This window comes from Embleya sp. NPDC025285 (genome assembly GCF_055558835.1).
The window spans coordinates 50,718-60,147 of sequence record NZ_JBVHLU010000071.1; the positions used below are offsets into that span (position 1 = coordinate 50,718).

Here is a 9,430-nt window from a genome sequence, read left to right on the forward strand (position 1 = left end):
CCATCACCGCGAGGGCACGTCCGGACGTCACCACAGGCCCAGCTTCTCGATGACGTGCGCGGCCTTGGGCAGCTCGGGGCTGGGCGGTGACGGGTATGTCGGTGTGCATGCGGATCATGTCGCCGCCAGGGCAGCGCATCGACCCAGGCGTCATGCACGGCCCGCCCCTTGACCGTTCCGATCCCAGGTCGAGCGATGTCTGTACCTATCGTCACGGGTTAATCACGCTAGTGTTTGCCGGGTCCGGAGTGGTCGAGGCGGCCATGTGTCGGGCTTTCGGGGGGGCCTCATGTCGCGTCGCAAGACGTTTGATCCGGAGTGTGTTCCTGCGTCGTGGTGGGGTCGTGATGATGTCCAGGTGCGCCTGGCGAATCGGGACATCGGCGGCCTGCTCGGGCTCTATCTGGCGACGTTCGAGGCGTGTACCCAGACGCAGTTGGCACGGATGACGGAGCACGACCGGTCGGACATCTCGAACTGGGTGCGTGGGGTTCGCCTGGGCGTGGTCTCGGACATCGGAGTGCTGTCTCGGATCGCCGACGGGCTGAGGATGCCGGACCGGACCCGGGTGTTGCTGGGGATCGCACCGGTGGACCTGGTCATCAGCGCCGTCAACGCCGTTCCCGCCTCCAGGACCGAGTTCGGGGCGAACCCGGCCGATCGCGTGGTCATGCCTCGGGTCGCGCTGTGTGGGAGTCGCGTGGCCGATGGGACGCCGGGGGAGATCGATCGCGCTGTACGGGTGTTGGCCCGCCTCGTCCTCACCCGCGGGTTCCCCGTGACGCATGGCCCGGTGGGTGTGGGCATCGAGATCATGACCTATATCGCCGATCACTATCGTCCGCCCCGCTTCGATGGTGTGGTGGGCGTGTTCGGTCGTCGGAACATCGTCAAGGACGTCGATTTCGTCGTCGTCGTCGCCGGCGCGCAGGGGACACAGGACGAGATCGACATGGCGCTGTCGATGGGCAAGCGTGTGATCGCGCTCGCCCCCACCGGTGGTACCGCGCGGCGATTCCACGAGCGCGCCCGGTCCGACGCCTCGCTGCGGGCCTGGCTGACGGATGATCAATTCACCGCGTTCGACGCCTGTCGTGACGTCGAGGACGGTGTGCGCTTCATCGAGCACCTGCTCATCACCATCGACCCGGGAGCCTCCGCGTGACCCAACGCCCTTACGTCCTGCTCTCCTTCGCCGCGTCCTTGGACGGGTACATAGACGATTCCACCGACCTGCGTCTGTTGCTGTCGAACGACGAGGACTTCGCCCGGGTCGACGAGGTCCGCGCCGGGTGCGACGCGATCCTGGTGGGGGCGACGACCATTCGCCGCGACAACCCGCGGCTGCTCGTACGCTCCGCCGGGCACCGCGAGGCGCGCGTGGCACGCGGCCTGGTCGAGAGTCCGATCAAGGTGACGCTGTCGGGCACGGGCGATCTCGACCCCGGCGCGGCGTTCTTCACGGCCGGCGGCGTGGACAAGGTCGTGTACTGCTCCGGTGACGGCGCCGAGAAGGCCCGCGACCGGGTTGGTGCGGTCGCGGCCGTCGTGGACGCCGGGTCACCGCTGTCCCTGGAAACGGTCCTGGCGGATCTGTACAAGCGAGGGGTGCGCCGGTTGATGGTGGAGGGCGGCGGCAGCGTCCACACCCAGTTCCTTCAGGCCGGCTTGGTCGACGAGATCCACGCGGTGTTCGCGCCGTTCTTCGTCGGGGACGCGAGTGCGCCGCGGTTCGTGAACCCCGGCGTGTTCCCGCACGACGCGGGCAACCGGATGCGCCTGGCCGAGACCAGGCAGATCGGGGACTGTGTCCTGCTGCGCTACCTGCCTGGAGGCCCTTCCGATGCCTGAGTCGACCGGCATCGCTGCCGAAGACGAGAGGTGGCTGCGCTACGCGGTCGACCTGTCGCAGAACTGTCCTCCGTCACCGACTGCGTTCTCGGTGGGCGCGGTCGTGATCGGCCCGGACGGCGTTGTGCTCGCGCAGGGCTACTCGCGTGAGGGGGACGCGCACAACCACGCCGAGGAAGCGGCGTTGGCCAAGCTCGACGAACGGGACCCTCGGCTTCGGTCGGCGACGTTGTACAGCTCGTTGGAGCCGTGCAGCGTCCGGGCGTCCCGCCCACGCAGTTGCACCCAGTGGATCCTGCGGGCGGGCATCCCCAGGGTGGTGTTCGCGTGGCGTGAGCCGTCGCTGTTCGTCGATTGCGAGGGCGCCGAACTGCTGCGGGCCGCACAGGTGGAGGTCGTCGAGATCACCGCGCTCGCGGAACTGGTGCGCGCGGTGAACGCCCACCTGCTCACGGGCTCCTGACCGGCACTCGCGTTTGTTGGACTCGTTCCACGGCACGAGTACGCGGATCGAGTCGATTTCCGCCCGGTGGTCGCGCCTTCATGCTGAGCGTGTTCCCGGTGTGCCGCCCGACCACAGGGTCGGGCGGCACACCGGGCCGGGACGCGGCGTGAGAGGCGTGGACATGGCGAATGTACGCAGGCGCAGTGCCAGGGTCGTCCCGGTGGACGGCAACGCCCTGATCCTGATCGGACGGCGCCGGCCCGGGCAGGAACCGTACCGGGTCACCGTCGGCGGGGGCGTGGAGTCCGACGACGCGAGCGTCGAGGACGCGTTGCGTCGTGAGGTTTTCGAGGAACTCGGCGGGAAGATCCGCGACGCCGCCCGCGTGTTCGTGGTCACCGATCCCCTGGACGACGGTGGGGTCGGCGTGCAGCGCTTCTTCGTCGCCCGCCTGGTGTCGATGGACATCGAGGCGCGTACAGGCTCCGAGTTCGCCGAGCCGGAGCGCGGCAGCCACGACATCGTGCGCGTCCCGTTCAACACCGAGGCGCCGGCCGGACTTCTCTTCATGCCAGCGTCGTTGGGGGATTTCGTCGTCGCGACCGTGAACGGTATGCGGGACGTCCTCGGCAACCACGCGTCCAGGGTATGAGGCCGATGGCGGGTTCGTTCCCCGACCTGGTGAGCGTGAACGGCCCGGACAACGTCGGCCGGACCACGCATCTGCGCCGCTTGTCCAAGACGTGGGCCGGCTTCGAGGTGCTCGGCTCGATCCATCGCCACAACCCGCAGCCGTGGGCCGAGGCGTCGGCGGGCGACTATTACGCGTGGTGGTTCCGCGAGACGGCCACGGCCGCACTCACCCGCCTGCTCTTGGAGAGCGACGCCGCGCGAGCCGAGGCCCGAACGGCGGGCCGGGTCGGATTGCTCGATCGTGGACGGCCGATGATCCAGGCGGTGGCGGCTGCCACCTGCGCGGTGAAGGACCAACTCCCCGTGACGTCGGCGCTGCGGCTGGTCGAGGCAATCGAGTCCTCGTATCCCCGCCCGCCCGCCGAGACGGCGGTGCTCCTGCTGCCCAGCCTCGACACCGAGGAGAGCCTCGCGATCACCGCCGCACACGAGGACCGGCCGTGGACCGGCCTGTACCCGGCCTATCAGCGGGCGTTGCACCGCGTTCTCCTGGTCCAGCGCGAGCGCGGCGACTACGACTGCACAGTGGTCGCCGAGGGCCGCGGCCCGGACTCTATACACGCCGATGTGAGCGCCGCCTTGCGCGCGGCGGGCTACCCGCTGCCCTGACCTGTCCGCCGATCCGAAGACCTTCGGGAGCGACCGGATGACCGAGCACATACCCGAGGTCCGCCTGCCTCCGTCCCTGTACCAGGCCGTGGGCGCGTTGTCGGACAAGGATCGGGGAGGATGCCGCGACTCGGTCCGGCTGCTGCACCACACAGGTGCCGAACGAGGCGAGCCGGGCGCCGGATGCCCACCCGCTCTGCGGGCCCGGGCGGAAGAGCTTGCGCGCACTCGACGCCTTGGTCCCGAGATCCGTGCCGGCGGCCGAACCGGGCTCTGGCGTACGCCCGGCGCACGGCAGCCACGCTCGGGAACTCGCGGGCCCTGCGGAGTCTTCTCGACGCCCATCCGCTCCCGTCCGGCAGCGACTCGTTTGGTGGAGCTTCCGTTCGAGGCGCCTTCGCCGACCCCGCGCCTTGCTCGTACATCCGTGCGCTCTGCCGGGTCGAGGCACACCACACCAGCATGAGCGGACGCTCCCGTGAGAGGCCCCGTCCGGTACGACCAGGAGGCACCGAAATGACCACGCCAGCCGACGGAGGAGAACCCTCTTCGCCACGCGCGTCCCGCTCGAAACCCGAGTCCGACGGCATTCCTCGCCAAGCCGTCGCCGATCGTGCGGGCACGCCGACGGCGGACGAACCCCACGACCAGGAGCTGGCGTTCGCGCCGGCGGGCCGCGACACCGATGTCGCGCTGACCAAGATCACCACCAGGGCGATGGCGGCCCGCCTGCCCCGTTTGATCATGCGCGCGATGCGCCTGGCGTGGCGGGCCGATCCGGGCGCTCTGATCGCGCTGCTGGTGTGCCAGGTTCTCGCCGGTCTCCTCGAAGCGGGCGGTTTGCTCGCGACCACGGGCACGATCACCGCGTTGATCTCCGCCGGTGATGTCGCCGACCGCCTGCGCGAGGCTCTGCCCTCGATCGTCCTGCTCGCCTCGGCGGTCGGCCTGCGCGCGGTGCTGGGCATCGCCGTCGTGGGCCTGTCCGCGCGGGTCACCCCTCGCCTGACCCGCGAATCCGAATGGCTCCTCCTCCAGGCCGCCTCACAGGCGGAGTTGGCGGCCTACAACCACCCCGGCTACCAGGATCGATGGGACGCCGCCGACCGCGGCATGCAGTCGATGCGCGGCCTGATGCCCCAGTCCCAGGACGTCCTCGCCGCCTGCGCCTCCCTGATCGCCGCCGCATCCGTACTCACCGTCCTGCACCCCGTGCTGCTTCCGCTGCTGCTGCTCGGCGCGCTGCCGCGCGGAGTCGCCGCGGTGCGCGGGGCCAGGGTCGAGTACCTGACCACCCTCCGGACCCAGGACGAGCGGCGCCTGCTCAACATGCTGCGCTGGCACATCTCCGACCAACGCTGGGCCGACCAACTGCGCGCCTGCACCATGGCGCCCTACCTGCTGAACCGGTACTCCGTCGCGGCCGAGCGCGTGCAACGCGTGACCCAGGCGGGCGCGTGGACCACGGCGAAGATCGGCCTCGTCGGGGCCACCGTCGGCGGAGTGGCCGCGAGCGTGGTGTGGGGAGCACTCGCCTACCTGCTCTCCACCGACCGGATGTCGGTGGCCGCCGCCGGCACCGCCGTCATTGCGCTGCGCACCGTCGGCACGGCGCTCGGCGGCCTGGTGGTCTCGGGGAGTCGGCTGTACAGCGTGGGCCTCTACCTCGACGACTGGGCGAGGTTCCTGGACGAGGCCGGCGGCCACGGGATGAGCCGGGGCACCCGCGTCCCGGAGTCGCCGGTCCTCGTGCGCGCGGAGAAGGTCACGTACCACTATCCGGGCAAGACGACACCCGCCGTGGACGGCGTCGACCTCGAGGTCCGCAGGGGCAGGATCCTCGCCCTGGTCGGCGAGAACGGATCGGGCAAGTCGACGTTGTCCCGGTTGTTGTGCGGTCTCTACCTGTCCCACGAAGGTCGCGTCACCTGGGACGGGGAGGATGTCGCGGACCTCGACCCGCACGCCGCCTGGTCCCACCTGGGTTACGTCCCCCAGGAGATCGCCCGCTGGCCCCTGTCGGCGCGCCTCAACATCAACCTCGGGCAACCACGCGACGACGACACCGAAGCCCTGGCGCGAGCCGCGGCGGCGTCGGGAGCCGACGACGTCGTCGCCGGACTCCCGCGCGGCCTCGGCACCCTGCTCGCCCGGGAATGGTGGGGCGGTGTGGATCCCTCCGTCGGCCAGTGGCAGCGATTCGGCATCGCCCGCGCCCTCTACGGCGAGCCCGGCCTGATCTGTCTGGACGAACCCACCTCCGCCCTCGACCCTCGGGCCGAACACCGGATCTTCGCCGGATTGCGCGGCATCGCCGAGGACAGCGCCGTGGTCCTGGTCACCCACCGGCTGGCGAACGTCGCGGTGGCGGACGAGATCGTCGTGATGGAATCCGGCCGCGTGGTGCAGCACGGGTCCTTCGACGAACTCCTCGCGGAATCGGAGGGGTTGTTTGCCGAACTGTGGCGACTCCAGCAGGACCGGGGCGCCGAACCCGCGCCTCGGAGGTAGCCGACGTCGGGGCTTCCCCGGTCCGGATGGTCGTCCCGTCCGTCCGGGCCATCCACCTCGATCACATCGAGCCACGGCACGACGGGGGACACGCGTATGGACATCGGAACGAAGGTCAAAGCGGTCAAGGATCTCGGCGGCGGCTTCGGCCAGGCCGTTCCGGCCGGAACCGAAGGAGTCGTCGTGGCCCGCCAGTTCGACAGACGGCTGGATGTCGCCTTCACCCTGGCCGGCCTCCTGGGCGGGACGCGATCGGTGACCGTGACAGTCGCCGCCGCCGACGTGGCCGCACTGTGAACGCCGGTCGGGACTCTTTCGGGTGCTCAGTCTTCCTTGACGTGCAGGAGGAGTTGCCGCCACGAACGGGGCGGCACCCGGATGTGCCCCTGATCGCGCCGCTTGGAGTCCCGCACGCCCGCGACGGCTCCGGGCAGCGCCACTTCGACGCACTGGCCGGTGTCCGAGGACGTGTACGAGGAGGTGAACCATGCGGCGTCGGGAATGGCGGCGGTCGTGCGTTCGACGGTCAACGGTCAGATGCCTTCTGCTCGGCCCAGTACCAGCGAGACGGAGTCCTCCGGTGTGAGCGCCGCGTCGCAGATCTGCCGGAACAGGCGGTTGCAGCGACGCACCTCGCGCTCGGATTCATGCGGGATCGTACCGCCCAGGTCCTCGGTGAAGGCGATGTCGGGGTCGGGCTCGTCGAAGCTGAGCACGGTGAAGGGCAGCGGCTGGAGGGCATCACGGCCGGCGGCGAGCGGCAGGACCCGGAATTCGACGTTGGGGAGCTTCGCCACGTCGGCGATGTGCAGCAGTTGCTCGCGCATCAGCACCGGGTCGCCGAGGTCGAAGTTCAGGGCGACCTCGGAGACGACCGGGCGGTAGACGAGCGTCGGTTCCTCGAACAGGCGTTGCTGGCGGGCCATGCGCACCGCGACCAGGGCCTCGGCCTGCTCGATCCCCAGAGCCCTGGTTCCCTTGCCGAGCATCGCGGCGGCATAGTCCTGCGTCTGCAGGAGCCCGCATACGGCCATGGGGGTGTACTCGCACTCTTCGAGGGCGTCGTTCTCCAGGGCGACGAACTCGGTGAAGGCGGCGGGCATGACGTCCCCATAGCTGCGCCACCAGTGGTTGGGGCGCTTGCCGACCAGGAGCTGTTCCCACGCGTGTCGCTGTTCGGGCGTGACGTCGTAGATGTCGCAGAGCCTGTGGAGGTCGTGGTCACTGACGTAGGTCTTGGCGAGCTCCATGCGGCCGAGTTTGTTGCCGTCCATGTTCAGCAGTGCCGCGACGTGGTTGATCCTCTCGCCGCGGTCTTCCCGCGCCTGCCGCAATTCACGGCCGAGCCGCTGTCGCTTCAACGTGTGCCGGTCGGCCGCCATGGGTTCCCTCTCCTCCTCGCCCGCGCCGGGTCGCATTCACAATCCCCCACCCGTGCAAGGGACTTCAACACCTTCCGTCGAATATGCGTCCCTACTTGCGTACTCACTTTCGATGGGTGTTTCATCAGAACGGTCACTGAAAGCACACGAATGATCACAGAATGGATCAAGCTTTCGGTTCGGCCGGGCCGTGGGCTCGGGCCGTCGGCCGTCGGGCGCCGGGGTCGCGCACGCGAGTGCATCACGTTGGGCTCGCACACGACGTGCGGGGTCTCGGGAATCGCCCCCACCCGTCGCGGTTCGAGGTCGCGACAGCACGCACTTTGCAGTCAGGAAAGGAACGCTATGACCGATGTGACCGAACGGGATCGCGACGCGGGATCCGGTCGGGCCGCGCAACTGCGCGACCGGGCCGTCGCCGAGCTCATCGAGAACGGCGACATCGTGTCGGGGCCCGTCGAGGCCGCGATGCGCACCGTCCCCCGCGAGGTTTTCGTCCCGGAGGCGAGCCTGGAGGACGCCTACAACGCGTACGACGCGGTGGTGACCAAGTGGGACGAGAACGGGAACGCGGTCAGTTCGATGTCCGCGCCGCAGGCGCAGGCGGCGATGCTGGAGCAGGCGGACCTGGGGCCGGGCATGCGCGTCCTGGAGGTCGGCTCCGGGGGGTGCAACGCCGCGTATCTCGCGGAACTGGTCGGGCCCACCGGAGCGGTCACCTCGGTCGACATCGACGAGGACGTCGTCGAACGGGCGCGGCGCCTGTTGGCGAAGGCCGGCTATCCACAGGTCGACGTCCTCCTGGCGGACGCCGAACTGGGCGTGCCGGAACACGCTCCCTACGACCGGATCCTGGTGACGGCCGGCGCGTGGGATGTTCCTCCGGCCTGGATCTCGCAGTTGGCCGAGGGCGGGATCCTCGTGGCGCCGCTGCGGGTGAGGGGCCTGACGCGCACGGTCGCCCTGGCGCTCGTCGACGGCCACCTGGTGAGCCGGTCGACGCGGTTGTTCGGGTTCGTGCCGATGCGCGGAACCGGGGCGCACGACGGCATGCTCTGGGAACTGCGCGACGGCGAGATCAGCCTGCGGTTCGACGACGCGTTCGACGGCGAACCCGCCCTGCTGGACGACGTGTTCGCCGGAGACCGCGTCGACGTGTGGAGCGGGGCGACGATCGGCCGCACCGAGCTGCTCGCCACCGTGCAGATGTGGCTCGCCACCGTGCTGCCCGGGTTCTGCACGGTCGTGGTCGACAAGGCACGCGACACCGGCGTGGTGTCGCTGCCCGGCCGGCGCACGTCCGCGCTCGCCGCCGTCGACGGCGCCAACCTCGCCTACATCACCACCCGCGCGACCTACGACGAGGACCTTGTCGAGTTCGGGGTCCACGCCTACGGCCCCGAAAGCCCCCGGCTCGCCGAACAGGTGGCCGAGCACCTGCGTACCTGGTCCCGCGAGCACCGCGGCGGCCCCGGCCCGCGGATCACCGTCCACCCGGCCGGCACCGCGGACGACGAACTGCCCGACGGACGCGTCATCGACAAGACGCACAGCCGGGTCACGATCTCCTGGCCGGCGACGGCGAACACCGCGCCCGGCCGGGAAGCCCTGCACCACCCCACCGAACAAGGAGAGTGGTCGACATGACCGAAGCCCACCCCGCGGGAGGCGCCACCGCGCTGGCCCGGCGGCCGAGCCGGGAGGACGAGTTCGCGCTCGACGTGCGCGTCGTCGTGACCGAGAACATCCTGCGCCGGGGTGACTGCCCCACCAACGACGGCTGCGGCAACACCTGCCAGGGCGCCGCGAGCGCCTGCAACTCCTTCACCGACGACCCGGCCTGACCCGGGTCGGGGGGGGGGGGGGGGGGGGGGGGGGGGGGGGGGGGGGAGAGGGGGGGGGGGGGGGGGGGAGGGGGGGGGAGAGAAAAGAAACAGGG

9 protein-coding genes and 1 pseudogene are annotated in these 9,430 nt (G+C 70.2%); 8 read left to right on the plus strand and 2 right to left on the minus strand.

The window, feature by feature from the left end; translation table 11 throughout:
- The first annotated feature begins 358 nt into the window (after nt 1-358).
- The 6 genes and pseudogenes from ACZ4FV_RS35600 (at nt 359) to ACZ4FV_RS35625 (ending at nt 6,406) form a co-directional block, all read left to right on the plus strand.
- On the plus strand, nt 359-1,165 hold the full coding sequence (locus ACZ4FV_RS35600; RefSeq protein WP_465324529.1) for a hypothetical protein: 807 nt from the start codon (nt 359-361) through the stop codon (nt 1,163-1,165).
- Nucleotides 1,162-2,314: pseudogene (locus tag ACZ4FV_RS35605) on the plus strand (dihydrofolate reductase family protein). The gene ACZ4FV_RS35600 and the pseudogene ACZ4FV_RS35605 overlap by 4 nt, the downstream one beginning before the upstream one ends.
- A 163-nt stretch (nt 2,315-2,477) precedes the next feature.
- A complete protein-coding gene (locus ACZ4FV_RS35610) occupies nt 2,478-2,948 on the plus strand; it encodes an NUDIX domain-containing protein (RefSeq protein WP_465324531.1) in 471 nt (156 codons plus the stop codon).
- A gap of 5 nt (nt 2,949-2,953) precedes the next feature.
- Nucleotides 2,954-3,598, plus strand: a complete 645-nt coding sequence (locus ACZ4FV_RS35615) for a hypothetical protein (protein ID WP_465324534.1) — start codon at nt 2,954-2,956, stop codon at nt 3,596-3,598.
- 516 nt (nt 3,599-4,114) lie between these two features.
- On the plus strand, nt 4,115-6,109 hold the full coding sequence (locus ACZ4FV_RS35620; protein ID WP_465324536.1) for an ATP-binding cassette domain-containing protein: 1,995 nt from the start codon (nt 4,115-4,117) through the stop codon (nt 6,107-6,109).
- Nucleotides 6,110-6,205: 96 nt separating this feature from the next.
- Nucleotides 6,206-6,406 (plus strand): hypothetical protein, encoded by a 201-nt coding sequence (locus tag ACZ4FV_RS35625; RefSeq protein ID WP_465324538.1) that lies wholly within the window; start codon nt 6,206-6,208, stop codon nt 6,404-6,406.
- Nucleotides 6,407-6,432: 26 nt separating this feature from the next.
- On the opposite strand, the gene ACZ4FV_RS35630 is transcribed toward ACZ4FV_RS35625, so the two are convergent.
- Both ACZ4FV_RS35630 and ACZ4FV_RS35635 read right to left on the minus strand, forming a co-directional pair.
- A complete protein-coding gene (locus ACZ4FV_RS35630) occupies nt 6,433-6,639 on the minus strand; it encodes a DUF397 domain-containing protein (protein WP_465324540.1) in 207 nt (68 codons plus the stop codon).
- 3 nt (nt 6,640-6,642) lie between these two features.
- Nucleotides 6,643-7,491, minus strand: coding sequence for a helix-turn-helix domain-containing protein (locus ACZ4FV_RS35635; RefSeq protein ID WP_465324542.1), 849 nt, complete (start codon nt 7,489-7,491; stop codon nt 6,643-6,645).
- A 345-nt stretch (nt 7,492-7,836) separates the two neighbouring features.
- Between ACZ4FV_RS35635 and fxlM the strand changes: the two genes are divergently transcribed.
- Both fxlM and ACZ4FV_RS35645 read left to right on the plus strand, forming a co-directional pair.
- Entirely contained in the window at nt 7,837-9,138 is a 1,302-nt protein-coding gene (gene fxlM, locus ACZ4FV_RS35640; protein WP_465324544.1) for a methyltransferase, FxLD system, read from the plus strand.
- Entirely contained in the window at nt 9,135-9,335 is a 201-nt protein-coding gene (locus ACZ4FV_RS35645) for an FxLD family lanthipeptide (RefSeq protein ID WP_465324546.1), read from the plus strand. The genes fxlM and ACZ4FV_RS35645 overlap by 4 nt, the downstream gene beginning before the upstream one ends.
- The last annotated feature ends 95 nt before the right edge of the window (nt 9,336-9,430 follow it).